At 70.9% G+C, this 16334-nt stretch carries 13 protein-coding genes; 9 read left to right on the plus strand and 4 right to left on the minus strand.

Translation table 11 applies throughout. The annotated features are described in order from the left end of the window. Positions 1-56 precede the first annotated feature (56 nt). Positions 57-1523, minus strand: coding sequence for a hypothetical protein (locus KME80_RS46450; RefSeq protein WP_219518306.1), 1467 nt, complete (start codon positions 1521-1523; stop codon positions 57-59). 167 nt (positions 1524-1690) lie between these two features. On the opposite strand from KME80_RS46450, the gene KME80_RS46455 reads away from it, so the two are divergent. The 7 genes from KME80_RS46455 to KME80_RS46485 are packed head-to-tail and all read left to right on the plus strand — an operon-like array spanning position 1691 to position 9689. Then, entirely contained in the window at positions 1691-2998 is a 1308-nt protein-coding gene (locus tag KME80_RS46455) for an extracellular solute-binding protein (protein WP_219518309.1), read from the plus strand. A gap of 42 nt (positions 2999-3040) precedes the next feature. Then, complete coding sequence (locus tag KME80_RS46460; protein ID WP_219518311.1) at positions 3041-3988, plus strand: carbohydrate ABC transporter permease; 948 nt, start codon at positions 3041-3043, stop codon at positions 3986-3988. Next, a complete protein-coding gene (locus KME80_RS46465) occupies positions 3985-4860 on the plus strand; it encodes a carbohydrate ABC transporter permease (protein ID WP_219518313.1) in 876 nt (291 codons plus the stop codon). The genes KME80_RS46460 and KME80_RS46465 overlap by 4 nt, the downstream gene beginning before the upstream one ends. After that, positions 4857-6350: a DUF4127 family protein gene (locus KME80_RS46470; protein ID WP_219518315.1), complete on the plus strand. Its 1494-nt coding sequence runs from the start codon at positions 4857-4859 to the stop codon at positions 6348-6350. The genes KME80_RS46465 and KME80_RS46470 overlap by 4 nt, the downstream gene beginning before the upstream one ends. Further along, positions 6347-7402 carry a LacI family DNA-binding transcriptional regulator gene (locus KME80_RS46475; protein ID WP_219518316.1) on the plus strand — a complete coding sequence of 352 codons (1056 nt, stop codon included), beginning with the start codon at positions 6347-6349 and terminating at the stop codon, positions 7400-7402. The genes KME80_RS46470 and KME80_RS46475 overlap by 4 nt, the downstream gene beginning before the upstream one ends. Continuing rightward, entirely contained in the window at positions 7403-9010 is a 1608-nt protein-coding gene (locus tag KME80_RS46480) for an FAD-dependent oxidoreductase (RefSeq protein ID WP_219518318.1), read from the plus strand. A 16-nt stretch (positions 9011-9026) separates the two neighbouring features. Next, positions 9027-9689, plus strand: coding sequence for a hypothetical protein (locus KME80_RS46485; protein WP_219518320.1), 663 nt, complete (start codon positions 9027-9029; stop codon positions 9687-9689). A gap of 998 nt (positions 9690-10687) precedes the next feature. Here KME80_RS46485 and KME80_RS46490 read toward each other — a convergent pair. Next, positions 10688-11320, minus strand: a complete 633-nt coding sequence (locus tag KME80_RS46490) for an acyl-CoA-like ligand-binding transcription factor (protein ID WP_219518323.1) — start codon at positions 11318-11320, stop codon at positions 10688-10690. An 81-nt stretch (positions 11321-11401) separates the two neighbouring features. On the opposite strand from KME80_RS46490, the gene KME80_RS46495 reads away from it, so the two are divergent. Together KME80_RS46495 and KME80_RS46500 are read left to right on the plus strand one after the other, a co-directional pair. Continuing rightward, on the plus strand, positions 11402-12325 hold the full coding sequence (locus KME80_RS46495; protein ID WP_219518325.1) for an oxidoreductase: 924 nt from the start codon (positions 11402-11404) through the stop codon (positions 12323-12325). Positions 12326-12355: 30 nt separating this feature from the next. Beyond that, the gene (locus tag KME80_RS46500) at positions 12356-15406 is read left to right on the plus strand and encodes an AfsR/SARP family transcriptional regulator (RefSeq protein ID WP_219518327.1); all 3051 of its coding nucleotides are present in this window, start codon (positions 12356-12358) and stop codon (positions 15404-15406) included. A gap of 224 nt (positions 15407-15630) precedes the next feature. Here the strand turns inward: KME80_RS46500 and KME80_RS46505 are convergent, their stop codons facing one another. Further along, on the minus strand, positions 15631-15957 hold the full coding sequence (locus tag KME80_RS46505) for a helix-turn-helix domain-containing protein (protein WP_219518329.1): 327 nt from the start codon (positions 15955-15957) through the stop codon (positions 15631-15633). An 87-nt stretch (positions 15958-16044) separates the two neighbouring features. Continuing rightward, positions 16045-16334: hypothetical protein (locus tag KME80_RS46510; RefSeq protein ID WP_219518331.1), on the minus strand; the 290-nt coding region annotated here is incomplete at its 5' end.

Genomic DNA, 16334 nt, shown 5'->3' on the forward strand with positions numbered 1-16334 from the left:
TGGGGGTGGGGGGTGAGGGGCCCGCCGGCTGCGCGGCCGGCGGGCCTGCGATTCGCTCAGGGGCCGTCGGGGTAGACGAGGTGGACCCGGATGTTGGTCCAGTTCTGCGGGCAGTTGGCCGCCTGGCAGTTGCTGGGGTCGTACACGCCGGTGAACTCGGGGCTCAGCTGCCACGTCTTGCCGTGGTCGTAGGAGACCTCGAAGTAGGTGGACTCGCCGAGGTCGGCCGGGTCGAACGTGGTCCGGGCGTACATGCCGAACACCGGCGCGATCGCCTCCCAGCCGGGGGAGAACGAGGTCTTGCCGTCGACGATGTACCGCTTGTCGAACAGCCGCTTCGCATCGGCGCCGATCGGGCCGACGATGAGCCACTGGGGCCGGCCCATGAACGAGTTCTGGCCGAGCTCGTTGCTGAGGAACTTCACGTGGTTCGCGGGGACGATCTGGAAGCCGCCGCGGACGTTCTCGTTCCAGCTGAAGCCGACGTACGGCGAGGTCGAGAAGGTCAGTGCGCCCGGGTGGTTGGTGTCCATCTGGCCGATGTGGGCGAACTCCGTGCCGCCGAAGCGCCCGGTGCCCTGAACCCGCTGGACGACGTCGGCGACCCGGCGTTTGCTGCCGTGCGCGTAGCCGACGTAGATTCCGCCGTTCCTCCTGTGGGTCCTGCCTGCGACCGTGTCGCCCGCGGCCCAGTTCTCGAACTCCAGGTAGGTCGGCGAGCCGTTGCGCACCAGGGGCCGGTAGGCGGTGAAGCGCAGCTTGCGCGGGGGCGCCGCGCCGGGGTCGGCGCGGAAGTGCTCGGCGATGGGGCGCCAGGCCTGCTTCGCCTCGTCGAAATAGGACAGCGGCGCGCCGGTGGGCAGCGAGCTCTTGCCGCCGAAGATGGCGGAGCCGCCCGGGATGTCGGTGTAGATGGTGTCGGCCAGCCACTTGCCCCAGTCCGCGCCGAGGTACCGGTCGGGCCGGATGTTGAGCAGGCTGGTGGTCCAGTCGCGCTCGCCGGTGGCTGGGTCGAAGTTCTCGTAGCGCAGCGGGTCGTAGCTCTCCTCCGGCCAGACCTTGGAGCGCAGCACGTAGACCGAGGTGGCGAGCAGGTGTCCCGCGGTGCCGTCCACGGCTCGCGAGTACTTCGACGCCCAGAAGCCGTCGTTGGCCTTGACGGTGGCGGTCGCCGGCCGTTGCACGCGCCCGAGCACCGTACGCGTGCCGTCCAGCGCGACGTGCTCGATGGCGCCGTCGGTGGCGTTGTCGATCTCGACGTGGAACTGCGCGACGAGGCGCGGGTTGTTCTCCGGGGTCGCCTGCGGGGGGATCGGCGTTCCCGCCATGTTGCTGATGCCCGAGGGAGGGCCGCCTCGGTCGTCGCCGGCGGCTGAGGCGCCGGCCGCGGTGGCGGGGGCGAGCAGCGCCGCCGTCGCGAGGCTCACGCCCCACAGCAGGATGCCGCGGCGTCGGCGGGTCGGGGGGATGTGGGGGGTGGCGTGCATGTTGCCCGAGCGGGCCGCTCGGTGATCGGGAACCACGGGATGGTCCCTCCTCTTCTGGTGTTGCGCATTATCACGGCAGGCAAGTGTCGGCCAGTGTTCCGACCCAATCACTGCCTGTCAAGGTCCAGGCTTGACCGATAATGCGTATCACCGCCATGATGATGCGCATTATCGAGCCGGAGGCACCCCCTCAGGAGGTACAGATGGTCACAAAATCGCGCGGCGCTTCGCGTCTGGCGGCCGGTCTCATCGCGGTGATGGCGCTGACCGGATGCGGCGCCGGAGGCACCGCCGGCAGCGGCGGCTCCGGCGACGGCGCGAGCCCCCTGAGGGTCTGGTTCCCCGGCAATCTCGCCGAGGAGGTCTCCTGGGTGAACGAGAAACTGGTCCCCGCCTTCGAGGCGGAGCACAAGGTCGACGTCCAGGTCGAATTCGTCGACTGGGGCAACCTCGCCACGCGCCTGTCGACCGCCTTCGCCGGCGGCACCGCCCCCGACGTCTTCGGGCACGGCAACGCCGCGGCGGCCGGATACGCGGCCAACAACCGGGCGATCGCGCTGGACGACTACCTCGCCAAGATGCCCGCCTCCGACGTGAAGGACCTGACGTTCCTCGACCAGGGCAAGGTGGACGGCAAGCAGGTCATCATGCCGCTGCGCGGCTTCGGCCACCTGCTCGCCTACCGCACCGACCTGTTCCAGGAGGCGGGGCTCGACCCGGCGGCTCCGCCCGCGACCTGGCAGGACCTGCGCGCGGCGGCGGACAAGCTCGTCGTCCGCGACGGCGGCAAGATCACCCGCTCCGGCGTCATCTTCCCCGCAGACGACCCGACGAGCATGTCGCAGGCGTTCGGCAGCTTCCTGTTCCAGGCCGGCGGCGACTTCGCCGACGAGAGCGGCACGATCACCTGGAACTCCGACGCAGGCCAGCGCGCGCTCGCGTTCCTCGCCGAGTTCTACAACGGGCCGCAGGCGGTCTCCACCGGCCTGGGCGAGGCGACCAGCGGGGCCGGAGCCCAGCACCCGCTGGTCACCGGCCGCGCGGCCATGGCCGTGATCGACGAGGCGACCTTCAAAACCATCCACGAGCAGGCGCCCGACGTCGCCGCGAAGATCAAGCTGGCCCCGCCGCTGAAGGACACCACCGCGGCATCGTTCGGCGGGGCCGGCAACGGCCTGTTCATCAGCGCCGACTCCAGCCGCAAGGACCAGGCGTGGAAGTTCGTCGAGTTCCTGCTCAGGCCGGCGAATGCCAAGGCCTACGTCCAAGCCGTCGGCGGCATCCCGGCGCGCGCCTCCCTGGCCACCGACCCCGAGCTGGCCGCCCAGCCGTACATCAAGCCCTACATGGACGCCGCCGCACAGTTCCGCGGCAACCCCAACGTCGCGACCTGGACGCAGCAGCGCGAGGCGCTGGCCAAGGAGATCGAGGCCGTGCTGCGCGGCAAGACGCCCGCCGGCCAGGCGCTCGATCGTGCGGCGGCCGAGGCCGAGGCCCTGGCGAAGAACTGACCGGCGACCGGAACGGATCTCCCGAACGGATGAAGCTCCATCATGGTGACTAAGACCAGGCCGCCGGGCACGTCCCCCAGGCCCCATCCGGTGACGCCACGCCGGCCGGGGCGCAGCCCGCTGCGCTCGGCCCAGCGCAGAGCGGGCTGGATCCTGGTCCTGCCCGCCGTCCTCGCGCTGGCGCTGGTCACGATCGTGCCGATCGGGTACGGCTTCTACCTGAGCCTGACCTCCTACAATCCCGTCGAACGCGGCGGGCCCACGTTTCACGGCCTGAACGGCTACCTGGCCGTGCTCCGGTCCGGCGAGTTCTGGCACGCGATCTGGATCACCGTCCAGTACGCGTCCGGCACGCTGATCCTGGCCGTCCCGGGGGCTCTCGCGCTGGCGCTCCTGGTCAACGGCCGGTTCCCCGGCGTGGCCCTGTTCCGCGCGGTGCTCTACCTGCCGCGCGTGGTGCCGCTGGTGGCCGTGAGCATGATCTGGCTGTGGCTGTACTCCCACGACGGGCTGTTCAACTACCTGCTGGACCTGGTCGGGCTGCCACCGGTCGGCTTTCTCACCGACGAGGACACCGCCCTGCTGTCGCTCATCGCGATGCGGGCCTGGAAGGCGCTCGGCGGCAGCATGATCATCTTCCTGGCGGGGCTGCAGGCGGTCCCGGCCTCGCTGCTGGAGGCCGCGTCCGTGGACGGCTGCGGGCGCTGGCGGACACTGCGGCACGTGATCCTGCCGCTGCTCGTGCCGATCACCACCTATGTGGTCGTGGTCGACCTCATCTACCTCGCCCAGTCCTTCTCCGAGATCTACGTCCTGACCTCAGGAGGCCCGCTGTCCTCCACGACCGTCCTGAACATGCTGATCTACAACGAGGCCTTCGAGCACTACCGGCTCGGCAACGCGAGCGCCATGGCATTCCTGCTGTTCTGCCTGATCTTCGGCCTGGCCTACCTGAGCATCCGCACGATGGCGAGAGGAGGCCGGCGATGAGCGCCCTGATCGCCCGCCCCGCCGCCGGCCGGCGCAGGGCACTCCTCGCCGGAGTGGTCACCCTGCTGGTGGCGATGCCGTTCGTGTGGATGGTGTCGCTGGCTTTCAAGCCGAAGACCGAGGTGTTCAGCTACCCGCCGAAGCTGCTGCCCGACCAGCCGACGCTGGACAACTTCGCCTACGTGTGGAACTCCACGAACATCCCCGGGGCGATGGCCAACAGCCTGATCGTGGCGACGCTCACGGTCGCGGGCAACTGCGTCGCGGCGACGGCGGCGGGCTACGCCCTGGCGCGGATCGACTTCCGCGGCTCGCGCCTGCTGTTCACCACGGTGCTGGGCAGCGCCATGGTGCCGGCCATCGTGCAGCTGATCCCGCTGTTCCTCATCGTCAAGGGCTTCCCGCTGGCCGGCGGCAACGACCTGCTCGGCCACGGAGGCAACGGGCTGCTGGACTCCTACGCCGGGCTCGTGCTGCCGATGCTCGTGCAGCCGCTGAACATCTACCTCGCCCGCCAGTACTTCCTCGACATGCCGGGCGAGCTGGCGGAGGCCGGCCGGCTGGACGGCGCCGGTGAGCTGCGCATCTTCTGGCAGATCTACCTGCCGCTGGCCCGGCCGATCGTCGCCACCATCGCGATCCTCTCCTTCACCGGCGCCTGGGAGGACTTCCTGTGGCCGCTGGTGGCGGTGTCGTCGCCGGAGATGCAGACGCTGCCGCTGGCGCTCAGCTCGTTCGCGGGCAGCGGCGTGCCCCAGTACGGCGCGCTGATGGCCGGGACGTTCATCGCGATCGTGCCCGTACTGGTGATCTTCGTCGCGGGCCAGCGGCACTTCGTGCAAGGGCTGGGCGCAGGAGGAGTAAAGGGATGAACCACAGCAGACCAGTCGTGACGCTGCTCCCGCTCGACGACCGGCCGGTGAACACCGGCCACGTCGCCGGGCTGGCCGGCACCGCCGGGACCCGGCTGCGGCTCCCACCGACCGCGCTCCTGCCTGCGCGTGGCGTACCCGCCGACCTCGACGGCACGTCCCGGTGGCTGCAGGACGCCGCCGCCGGCAGCGACGCCGTCGTGGTCAGCGTCAACCAGCTCGTCTACGGCGGATTCGTCGCCTCGCGGCGCACCACCGAGCCGCTGGCCCAGACGCTGGCCCGCCTCGACGTGCTGCGCCGCATCCGCGCAGCCCGGTCGGACGTTCCCGTCCACGCCTTCGTCACGCTGATGCGCACCAAGAAGAACGACGGCGCCGGGGCCGAGCCGGCGTACTGGGACCGGCACGGCCGGCGGTTCTTCGTCCTGTCCGAGGAGCTCCACCGCGCCGAGCACGGACGCCCCCACGCGGTGCCGCAAGCCAGGGCGGACATCCCCGAGCCGTTCGTCGCGGACTACTTCTCCCGGCGGATGCGCCTGCACGCCATGCACCTGGCCTGCGTCGAACTGGTCGTGGAGGGAGTCGTCGACACGCTGTCGATCCTGGTGGAGGACAGCACGGTCGAGAGCGTGTCCACGAGCGAGCGGGAGTGGCTGGAGTCCTGGATCGGCCGGCTGGGCCTCGCCGACCGGATCAGCTGCTACCCAGGCGCCGACGAGGCCGGGGCCGTGCTGACCACCAGGGCCGCACTCGAGCACGCCGGCCTGCGCCCGCAGGTGGCGCTCGAATGCCTCGACCCCGGCGCGCTCGAGCGGATCGCCGCCTACGAGGACGTGCCGGTGCGCGACACGATCGCCGACCAGGTCGCCGCCATCGGCGGGGTTCTCGTCAAGGACCCGGCCCAGGCCGACCTGGTGCTCGCGGTGCACCCGCCCGGCCTGCCCCCGCGCGACTGGTGCTCCGGGCCGGACCAGCCGGAGCGTCCCTCCGGCGATGCGACGCGGCTCGCCCGACGGACGCGCGAGCTGCAGGCGGCGAGACGCCCGGTCGCGGTGGCGGACGTCGCCGACGCCAACGGCGCCGACCCCGCGCTGGTCATGGCGTTGCGCGAGGCCGGCGTGCTCCCGCGCCTGGCCGGCTACGCGGCGTGGAACACTGCGGGCAACACGATCGGCAGCGCGCTGGCCCAGGGGTGCAGCCGGCTGCTGGCCGCTGACGACCGGCAGCTGGCCGAGCACGCCCGCACGCTCACCCATCGCCTCCTCGACGACTGGGGATACCAGACCTCCGCCCGGCGCGGGCTTCTCGCCGAGGGTACGGCCCTCCGGCCCGATCGGGTGGAGCGGGAACTGAGCGATCTTCTCGCGGAACTCGGCCCGCCGGCTGACAAGTTCGGGATTGTGCCCGGCAGCGTGTGCTTCCCGTGGGATCGTCCGTTCGAGATTTCCTTTGAGCTGGAGCACCTCGAGGAAGGGAACGATCACCGGTGAATGACGCACCGCGTCGCAGGCCGCGCCAGTCCGACATCGCCAAGCTGGCCGGCGTCTCGCAGACCACGGTCTCCATCGTGATCAACGGCAGGCATTCGGACACCATCCGGATCCCTCCCGAGACCAGGCGGCACGTCTTCGAGGTGGCCCGATCCCTCGGCTACGCCGTCGACCCGGTGGCGCGCAGCCTGGCCGGCGGGATGAACCACCTGATCGGCGTCTACACGTTCGAGTCGCTGTTCCCGATGGACCATCATGACTTCTACTACCCGTTCCTGGTGGGGATCGAGGGCGCGGCCGAGGCGCTCGGTTACGACCTGCTGATGTTCACCAGCGCCACCGGCTCGGACGGCGGCAGGTCGATCTACCGCGATGGCGTCAACCGGCTGGGGCTCGCCGACGGGTGCGTGCTGCTCGGCAAGGAGACCAACCGCGACGACCTGGTCCGGCTGCGGAACGAGGGGTTCAGGTTCGTCCTGATCGGCCGTCGTGACGTGCCCGGTCCCCTCACCTATGTCACCGCGGACTACGCGCACGCGACCGGTGAGGTCGTCGACCACTTGGTCGGCCTCGGACATGAGCGCATCGCCTACCTGACAGCGGCGGATCCCGGCGAACCGTCCGCCGACCGTGACGCCGGCTTCCTGGCGGCCCAGCGTCGGCACGGCTTCGACACCGGCGGGCTCGTCCTGTCGGTGCGCAAGGAGGAGGGGCCGTCGGCCGCAGAGGTACGGCGGCTGCTGGAGGCCGGGGCCACCGCGTTCATCGCCCACGAGTCGGTGGTCGCGCTCAGGCTGATCGACATCCTCGCCGAGATGGGCGTCGACGTGCCGGGCGCCTGCTCGGTGGCCGCGCTCAGCGACCCGCCGGACGCCGTGCCGGCTCCGGAGCTCACCTGCTTCCGGATACCACGGCGGGAGATGGGGATGCGCGCTGTCGAGCTGCTGGTCCAGCAGCTCGAGTCGGAGGAAGAGGCTGAGCCTCAGGCCGTCGCGCTGCCCTGCACTTTCGTCGCTGGACGTACCAGCGGCCCCAATCGAAAGGAAACCTGAGTGACCGAGTTCCGCGCGGACGTACTGGTGGTCGGCGGGGGGTTGGGCGGCGTGGCAGCCGCCCTGGCCGCGGCCAGCAACGGTGCGCAGGTGGTGCTCACCGAGGAGACGGCCTGGCTGGGCGGACAGCTCACCACGCAGCTCGTCCCGCCCGACGAACACCCCTGGATCGAGGCTTTCGGCAGCACCGCGACTTACCGGCGGCTGCGTGAGGGCATCCGTGACTACTACCGGAGGGCGTACCCGCTGCGATCCGCGTCGCGGTCGCTGGCTCACCTGAACCCCGGCGCCGGCCGGGTCGGCCCGCTGTGCCACGAGCCGCAGGTGGCCCTGGCGGTGATCGAGGCCATGCTCGCGCCGTGGCAGGCGGCCGGGAAGATCACCGTGCTGCGCCGGCACGTCCCGGTGACCGCGCAGGTCGACGGCGACCAGGTGACGGCGCTGGGCTTCCGCGACCCGGAGGGCGGCGACGTCACCGTCACGGCGAGGTTCGTCCTGGACGCCACGGAGGCCGGGGACGTGCTGCCGATCACGGGCACCGAGTTCGTGACCGGCGCCGAGGCGCAGGCCGACACGGGCGAGCCGCACGCGGCGGCGACCGCGCGGCCGGACAACATGCAGGCGGTGTCGGTGTGCTTCGCGCTCTCTCACCACGCGGGGCAGGACCACACGATCGACAAGCCGGACGACTACGCCGTATGGCGGGCGGTGGCTCCCGAGTGGTGGCACGGGCCCCAGTTCGGCTGGGTCGCCCCGCATCCGCACACGCTGGAGCCTCGCCGTCACGTCTTCACCCCGAACCCGGACGACGACCCGACGCGGATCCTCGCCGACCAGAGCAAGGACCCGGGGTCGGACGAGCTGTGGACGTTCCGGCGGATCCTGGCCCGCAACCATTTCCAGCCGGGGGCGTTCGACAGCGACCTCGTCATCGTGAATTGGCCGATGATCGACTACCTGGGTGGTCCGGTCATCGGCGGCACCGACGAGCAGAACGCCGCCCACATCGCCGCGGCCCGGGCCCAGAGCCGGAGCTTCCTGTACTGGCTGCAGGCCGAGGCGCCCCGGCCGGACGGCGGCGCCGGCTGGCCCGGCCTCAGGTTGCGGCCCGACGTCACCGGCACCGCCGACGGCCTGGCGATGCGCCCGTACATCAGGGAGTCGCGGCGGATCCTCGGCCAGTACCGGGTCGTGGAGCAGGACCTCGCGGTGGCCGTGCGCCCCGAAGGCGCCGTCTCCTACCACGACAGCGTCGGCATCGGCTCCTACCGGATCGACCTGCACCCCTCGACCGGCGGAGACAACTACATCGACGTGCCGGCCTGGCCGTTCCAGATCCCGATGCGCGCGCTGGTTCCCCAGCGCGTACGCAACCTGATCGCCGCTGGCAAGAACATCAGCACCACGCACATCACCAACGGGTGCTACCGGGTCCACCCGGTCGAGTGGACCGTGGGCGAGGCGGCCGGTCATCTGGCGTCGTTCTGCGTGACCAGGAACACCGAGCCGCACCAGGTCACGGCGACGCCGGGATTGCTGAACGAGGTCCAGGACTCCATGGCCGCTCAAGGCATGGAACTGGCCTGGCCGAACGTCACCTACTACTGAGCCGGGGGATTCTCGAATGCGTTTGCCCGAATCGCGGCTTGCCGTCCTGGTCAGTCTGCCGCGCAACGAGGCCGCTCTCGCCCAGGCCGCCGTGCGCGCCGGTGCCGACGGTCTGAAAGTGCACACGAACGTACGGCACCGGGCCTCGGGGACGACCTTCGGGCCGCTGGACGCCGAACGTGAGGCGCTGCGCGACATCCTTGCGCTCGGCGTCCCGGCGGGCCTCGTGGTGGGTGCCGCCGGATCGGTGTCGATCGCGGAGATGACCGCCGCGCGGGAGATGGGGTTCGACTACTTCGACGTCTACGCCGCCGACGCGCCCTCGACCTACGTCGAGGCGTGCGGACCGGTGACGCCCATGGTGGCCCTGGGGCCGGGCGACGGCCCGTCCCAGGCGCAGGCTCTGGTACGGCGGGGATGCGGGGCGCTCGAGCTGTCCACGCTCGAACCCGACAGGTACGGCACGCCGCTCACCCTGGCGACCCTGGCGAGGCTGGAGGCGGTGGCGTCGGCGGTGGACGTCCCTGTCATCGTGCCGAGCCAGCACGCCCTCGTCCCGGACGACCTCGCGCTCCTGCGGGCGGCTGGGGCCGCTGCGGTGCTGCTGGGGGCCGTGGTGACGGGCACCGACGTGGCGGCGTTCGGTGCGCGGATCGCGCCGTACGCCGCCGCCCTCTAGTCACGGCGGTCATCCCCGGTCGTCCGGGGAGCCGTGCTGTGTGGCGGTTCGTAGGGAGCGCCACACAGCGACCACCGACCGGCAGGACCTGGCCGCCGTCGCCGTCGATGAACTGATGATCAAAATGGGCCAGCCAGACACCCCTCGCCCGCGTCAGGAGTTGCTGCGCGAGCAGGTGCCGACACAGCACCGGAAAGCGACTTCGAAAAGGGCTTTCCTGCGACCTTGCCCTTCGTATGGCGATGCTGAAACCGTGACCACGGATGGCGTCCGGCTGGCTCGATCCGGAGCGGGCGAGGTCGGCCACTCGTCGTTTCTTTCTCCCGTAACTGATCCCGGCAGCACTCGTCACACGGTGTATCTTGAGGCTGCCGCTGAACCTTGTTGCCGCTTCAAAAATCACGCACAGGGCTTGAGCTGGGCGTCCTCCGGATCGACTATGCGGCTTGACAGTACTCATTGGTCAACCCGTCGAGCACTTTCCGGCGTTCGATCCGGCCGCCCAGCGGTACGACGGTCCGCTCATCATGATCGGGTGGCCGCTGCGCACGGGACTGGTGCGGCCGACGGCCGTTGTCGTGATCCGGCGTACTCGGCCAGCACTGAGCGCAGGTGCCGTTCGCCGTAGGTCGGCATGCGGTCAGTGCACTCGGCGCGTACGGTGCGCACCCACCGCTCGGCATAGCAGTTGGCCCGCGGTGTGCGCGGCGGGCTCTTCAGCACCGCCACGCCACACCGGTGAAGACCGCGTCGAAAACAGCGGCGAATCAGGTATCCCGGTCGCAGATGAGGAAGCGGAAGGATCTGACCCGGTCGCCCGAAGTCCTTGAGTAGGTTGCGGGCCCGCTGGGCCGTACAGGCGCCGGTCGGATCGGCGGTCACGCCGAGGATGTGCACGCGCCGGGTGGCGATTTCTATCACGAACAGCACGTACAGAGGCCGCAGAGAAATCGTGTCGATCTGGAAGAAGTCGACGGCTAACAGTGCTTGTGCCTAGCCTAGGGGACGCTACCCGCGCTCAAAGGCCCGCACGGCTGCCCGACGGCATCCAGGGCGGGCGCCACGACGGTGAAGGCCCGGTCGGTCAGGGCGGCGGGGTCCGCCGTGCCGTTGCTGCCGCTCCACTGGTGCAGGACGGTGTCGAAGGCGGCCAGGGCCACCCCGGCGGCCAGATGCGGATACGGATCCGTCACGGGGTCGAGGCGCAGCCGGTGGGCCAGCGCCGCCGCTAGCTCGTCGCGCCAGTGCGCCCGCCGCTCCAGGAACCGGGCGAGCAGCGCCGGCGTGCCCAGGATCAGCCGCACCACCCGCAGCGACCGGTCGTCATGGCCGGCGCAGGCGTCGATGGAGACCGACACCGCGTGGCGCAACGCCACCGAGGGAGGCTCGTGCGCTGGCCGGATCGCCAGCTCAGCGCACATCCCAGTGCCCATGTCACCCAGGAACTGGACGACCACGTCTTCCTTGGAGGCGAAATACCGGAAGAACGTCCGCCTCGACACCCCCGCGGCGGTCACGATCTCGTCGACGGTGACCGCCTCGAACCCCTTGCCCGCCAGCAGGCCGAGCGCGGCTCTCGTCAGCTCGTCCTGGACGAGCTGACGCTTGCGCTGAGCCAGAGGAGTCGCCACCCGCTCAGTGTATACCCCGTGACTTGGGCAACACTGAGGGCCATATTGACACTCAGTGCCATCTCCGGCAAATTGTGCCACATGAGTAAGCAGTCGTGGACAGTGCCCAACCAAAGCGACAGGGTGTTCGTCATCACCGGCGCCAACAGCGGCCTGGGGCTGGCGACCACCCTGGAGCTCGCCCGCAAGGGGGCCCGCGTGATCCTCGCCGTGCGCGACGAGGCCAAGGGACGCCGGGCGGTTGCGCGGATCACCGCCGATCAGCCGGCCGCCCGCCTCGAAGTACGCCGGCTCGACCTGGCCGACCTGGACATGGTCCGCGCCTTCGCCGTCCGGCTGCGGGCCGACGGCGTGCGCCCGGACGTGCTCGTCAACAACGCCGGGGTGATGGCGCCCCCGAGAACGCTCAGCGCCCAGGGCCACGAGCTGCAGTTCGCCGTCAACCACCTCGGCCATTTCGCGCTCACCGGCCTGCTGTTCGACCTGCTGGCGCAGGGGAACGATCCCCGCGTGGTCACGGTGACGTCGACCAACCACCGGCAGGGGCGGATCTTCTTCGACGACCTCGCGGGCGAACACGGATACTCGCCCATGCGCTTCTACAACCAGTCGAAGTTCGCCAACGCCGCCTTCGGCTGGGAGCTGCACCGGCGGCTCACCGCGGCGGGCAGCCCCGTCCGCAGCGTCCTGGCCCACCCCGGCTACACCGCCACCAACCTGCAGACGAGCGCACCGATCGGACTCGTCAAGCTGGTATTCGGCCGGATACTCTCCCCGCTCGCGCAATCCCCGGACCGGGGTGCCCTGCCCCAGCTGTACGCGGCGGCGGCCGCGGAGGTGGACAGCGGCCACTTCCTGGGCCCCGGCGGCCCGGCCGAGTTGCGCGGCGCGCCCAAGCGCGTGCCGCTCGCCCCGGCGGCCGCGGACGCCCAAACCGGCCGCCGGCTATGGGACCTGTCCGAACGGCTCACCGGGGTACGGTTCGCGATCCCGGACGCCGGCTGACCTTGACGGATCCCTTCCGGCACGTGAGGCATGTCGACGCTGATCCATCCATTGCGGTGTATTTGGGAGCGCGGTGCGGTAATTCTTGGTGATGTGGCCAGTGTCGAGGGATTGCCCGCTTTCGGGGTGCTCGGCTCGTTGCGGGTGTGGGTGGACGGCCGCGAGCGTGTGGTGTCGCGGCCAGCCGTGCGCCGACTGTTGGGCGCTCTGCTGCTCACACCGGGCCGGCTGGTGAATCGGGCACGGTTGGTCGCGTTCGTGTGGGGGCCTGCGGGGTGTGAGCCGGCGGCGCTGCACAGCGCGGTGTACCGGCTGCGGGAATGGCTGAGACCGACCGGCATTGAGATAGTGCGCGAAGGCGACGGCTACCGCATCGAGGTGCAGCCAGAGCAGGCCGACGCCTCCCGTTTCCGGACCGCCGTCGCCGTCGCCCGGGAGGAGCCGGACCCGAGCCGCCGCACGGATCTGCTGCTGGCGGCGTTGGATCTGTGGCGCGGGCCGGTGCTGGCCGAGGACGCGGAGTGGCCCCACGCGCTGCCCGCCGTCGCGGAACTGCAGCAGGCCAGGATCGACAGTGCGCGGGAGCTGGCGGATGCCGCTGTCCGTTGCGGGCGCGCCGCCGAAGCCGTCGAACCGCTGCGGCGTCTTGCCGAGGCGCTGCCGTACGACGAGGCGGTCCACACCCAGTTGATCACGCTGCTCGGGCACGCTGACCAGCGTGCAGAAGGGCTGCGCCGTTATGAGCTGATCCGGCGCCACTTGGCCGACGACCTCGGGGTGGATCCGGGCCCGGGGCTGCGTCGGGCGCACCTGGCCCTGCTCGGCGACGATCCTCCGGCGGCCGGCCCGCCACCGTCGCCGGTCTGCCTGCTACCGGGCGACCTGCCCGACTTCACCGGCCGCCAGGCGGAGCTGGAGCGCGTCACCACAGTGTTGTCGGCCGAGCCCGGCACCCTGTCCACCCCGGCCATGGTGGCGATCTGCGGCATGCCGGGAGTCGGCAAAACCGCCCTGGCCCTGCGGGCCGGCCACCGGCTCCGTGGCCGGTTCCCAGACGGGCAACTGTTCGCCGATCTAAAGGGGCCCGACGGCCGCCCGGTCGACGTGGCCCAGGTACTGGGACGCTGGCTGCGAGTGCTGGGCGAGCAGCCGCACGCCATCCCCGACGGGCAGGCCGAGCGGGCCGAGCTGCTGCGTGCGCGGCTGGCCGGCCGGCGGGTGCTGGTCGTGCTGGACAACGTCACCGATGCCGGGCAGATTCAGCCGTTGCTGCCCACCGGGCCCTCCTGCGCGGCCCTGCTGACCAGCCGGTCCGATCTGGCGGCGCTGTACGGCATGACCCGCGTCAAGTTGCCCGTGATGCCGCCACTCGAGGCTGCCGCGCTGCTGAGGCGTCTGATCGGTGGCGCGCGTATGGAGGCCGAGCCCGATCCGGCGCGGCGGCTCGTCGAGGGGTGCGGCCGGCTGCCGTTGGCGCTGCGGATCGCCGGGGCGCGGCTGGCGGCCCGCCCGCACTGGACCGTGGCGCGGCTGGCCGACCAGCTTGAGCAGGCCCATCGTCCACTCGATCACCTGGCATTGGGCGCGATGGAGGTGCGCGCGGTCCTGGCCGTCGGCTACCGCGCGCTCGATGCGCCACAGCGCCGCCTGTTGCGGCTGCTCGGCCTGCTGGACGCGCCTGACGTCGCGGCCTGGGTCGCCGCGGCGCTCTTGGACGGACCGCTGGCCGAGGCCGAGGAATCACTGGAACGCCTGGCGGACGCGCAGTTACTGGAGGCCGTACGGTCCCCGGGGAGTGAGCAGATCCGCTATCGCCTGCATGATCTGGTGCGCGCGTTCGCCCGGGAACGCGCCGAGGCCGAAGAGGCGCCGATGAGCCGAGAAGCCGCGCTGCTGCGCGCCCTGGGCGGCTGGCTGGCGCTGACCGAGGCCGCCTACGACGCGCTGTGGGGCGGCGACTACATCTCGCTGCACGGGCAGGCCGCCCGGTGGTTGGCGCGGGAAGGCGTTGAGCCCCTGGTGGCAGACCCGCTGAGCTGGTACGACAGCGAGCGTGCCAACATCGTTGCGGCGGTCGGGCAGGCAGCCCGCATCGGGGCCGTCGAGCTGTGCTGGGATCTGGCCGGTTCGGCTGTGCCCTTGTTCGAGGCCCGTTCGCATCACGATGAGTGGCGGCAGACGCACACCGTCGCGCTGGCGGCGGCGCTGCACGCGGGTGATGACCGGGGCGCGGCGCTGATGAGCGCGAATGAGGCGCTGCTGGACAGCTACCGGGGCGACTATGAGCGTGCCCGCGCGAAGCTGGCCACGGCCATGAAACTGTGCGAGCGGACCGGGAACCGCGGCGGCTGGGCTCTGGCGAACTCGATGGACGCCCGGATCGACGTGATGCGGGGCCGTTTCGATGGCGTTCTGGCCCGGTATGAGCAGACCCTGGCCCACATGCGGGAGACGGAGGACCGCGGAGGCCAGTTTCTGTCCCTGGGTGACATCGGCGAGCTCCACATCGTCCAGGGTCGCCCGGATCTGGCCCTGACCATCCTGGAGCAGGCCTTCGAACTGGCCCATACCGCCCCCGTGTTCGGCCCGCTCCTGCGTGCCAGGTCGCTGTGGCTCGTCGGGGAGGCCCGGCTGGCGGCGGGTGACCTCGACCGTGCCGAGGACGCCCTGACCGAGGCCCGCCTACACGCCGAACATGCGCGGACTCCCCATCTGCTGGTGTCCGTGCTGCATGGCCTCGGGCTGATCCGGCTGCTTCGCGACCGCCTGCTGGAGGCGGAGCCACTGCTGAGCCGCGCCCTCGCCTTGTCGGTGGACATCGGCGAGCGGGTGCCCCAGGTGCGCGTGCTGCGGGCTCTGGGCAAGCTGCATCGGCGACGCGGCGACGTCGACCGGGCCGCCCACTGCTTCACCGAGGCCCTGGCAGTGAGCCGGAGCATGCGGGCACTGCTGTGGGAGATGCGTTTGCTCAACGACTTCGCGGACCTGCACGAGGAGATGGGCGATGTCGAGGCCGCAGCGGCCGAACGGCTCCGGGCCCAGTCTCTGCCGCAGCGGAGCGACCGCTCCACCGCCTGGTGAGAGCCCGGTCAGTTCTTGGTGAGACCGCCTTGCCAGCATCGTTCATGCACACCGCGACGAGCGAGCGCCGGATCGGCCGCTTGCCATTCCGGCCGTGACGACCATCCAGGAGGCCACCATGGATCCAGACTTATACCTGTGGGTCGAACGCGTACGAGCCCGTGAGCTGCGGGAGGATGCCGACCGGCAGCGCAGAGCGCGCGAGGTCGGCCACGGGCCGGTCATCAGCGTCTTCGCCGAGCGGCTCGGCTGGGCGCTGATGAGGACGGGCCTTCGGCTCGTGGGCCGTCGCATCGGCAGGGCCGCAGCTCCGCCTCATCCAACAGCAGCGCGCGGGCGACTGCGTCCAGGACGTCCTCGGACACGCCGCTGATGTGGCCCTTCTCCAGCCGCGTGTACCAGTCGGTGCTCACCCCGGTGAGCACCGCGACCTTCTCGCGGCGCAATCCGGGCATCCGGCGCCGCACGCCGGGGGCGGGCCGGGCCTGCTGTGGAGTGATCCTGGCGCGCCGGGTGGCGAGAAGGTCACGGATCTCGTCTCGGTTGTCCACCCTCCCCACCGTAAGGAGCCGCCGCCCGGCGAAGGGGTCGAAGTTGCCCCCGATAGGCACGCCCTCCCACTCGCGCGGACAAGCCGGTTAGCTGGAGATACGCGGATTGCGCCAATCGCCCGCCCCTGCCTGGCCCGCTTCACCGACGAGGCCGGGCGCAACCTGCGCCTCAGCGGAATCGACATGCTGCGCGTCGAGGACGGCCTCATCACCGAGGTCTGGTCCGTCTCCGGCGGGAGGGCATGACGCGCCATCGGAACAGGTTGACGGCGCGATGGCGAAGCGGGCGCTGACAGCGAGTCGCATCAGTTCGGCGGGCGTGGCCTCGATGGCGCCGGGCGTGGTTGCGTGCTGCTGCGGTCCGGTGGCTCCGCCGG

Source organism: Nonomuraea ceibae, from assembly GCF_019396325.1.
Classification (GTDB): domain Bacteria; phylum Actinomycetota; class Actinomycetes; order Streptosporangiales; family Streptosporangiaceae; genus Nonomuraea; species Nonomuraea ceibae.

Coding starts and splice junctions, on each gene's coding strand:
- KME80_RS46455 (WP_219518309.1), top strand. CDS start 1,691: ATGGTCACAAAATCGCGCGGCGCTTCGCGTCTGGCGGCCGGTCTCATC.
- KME80_RS46460 (WP_219518311.1), top strand. CDS start 3,041: ATGGTGACTAAGACCAGGCCGCCGGGCACGTCCCCCAGGCCCCATCCG.
- KME80_RS46465 (WP_219518313.1), top strand. CDS start 3,985: ATGAGCGCCCTGATCGCCCGCCCCGCCGCCGGCCGGCGCAGGGCACTC.
- KME80_RS46470 (WP_219518315.1), top strand. CDS start 4,857: ATGAACCACAGCAGACCAGTCGTGACGCTGCTCCCGCTCGACGACCGG.
- KME80_RS46485 (WP_219518320.1), top strand. CDS start 9,027: ATGCGTTTGCCCGAATCGCGGCTTGCCGTCCTGGTCAGTCTGCCGCGC.
- KME80_RS46495 (WP_219518325.1), top strand. CDS start 11,402: ATGAGTAAGCAGTCGTGGACAGTGCCCAACCAAAGCGACAGGGTGTTC.
- KME80_RS46500 (WP_219518327.1), top strand. CDS start 12,356: ATGTCGACGCTGATCCATCCATTGCGGTGTATTTGGGAGCGCGGTGCG.